A 614-nucleotide genomic window follows, 5' to 3' on the forward strand; every position below is an offset into this window, starting at 1 on the left:
AAGGTATCCATGGATGGTCAGATCGATGTACCCGTGCGCCGTGGACCACAGGAGACGTCCAATTTCGTCTGGTGAGCCGGACAGAATTCCATCAGCTATAGCTTTGTTGACGACATTGATGGTGATGGAACTCCACGGCGCCGCGTGCCGTAGCTCCCGATCAGGCACGGTAACGCTGCCAGTGGCCCGACCGATCATTAGCGTGTAGAACTCCGGGTTCTCTTTGGCAAACTGGATGTAACAACGACCTAGGGAACACAGGGTTTCCAGGGGGTGGCTGCTCTCTGGCACATCGCGAAGACGATGAGTCAGCGTATTCCAACACTCCTCAAAGAGAGCGGCGATTAAACCTTCCTTCCCGCCGAATAGTGTGTAGACCGCCTGTGTCGTAACCCCGGCGTCTTCGGCTACGTTTCGTATAGTCAGCTTTCGGTTATCGGGCGTGGTCGCCAATTTAGCTGTGCAGTTCAGGATGCGATCTCGAGTAGCTCTCTTCATGAATAAAACAATATAACAATGTTATATCGATGTTATGACTCAACTGATACTTTGTCAACCTCGCTGGACTGACGGTTGGATTTTCAGGTGCTAACGTGTTATCCCGGGCAATAAAT

Annotated in this window: 1 protein-coding gene; it reads right to left on the reverse strand. The window is 51.6% G+C overall.

The features are described 5' to 3' along the window. On the reverse strand, positions 1–498 hold a 498-nt coding region (locus A3709_RS19650; RefSeq protein ID WP_066058698.1), incomplete at its 3' end, for a TetR/AcrR family transcriptional regulator. Between the last annotated feature and the right edge of the window lie 116 nt (positions 499–614).

The organism is Halioglobus sp. HI00S01 (assembly GCF_001635445.1).
In the GTDB taxonomy this organism is placed as follows: Bacteria; Pseudomonadota; Gammaproteobacteria; order Pseudomonadales; family Halieaceae; genus Halioglobus; species Halioglobus japonicus.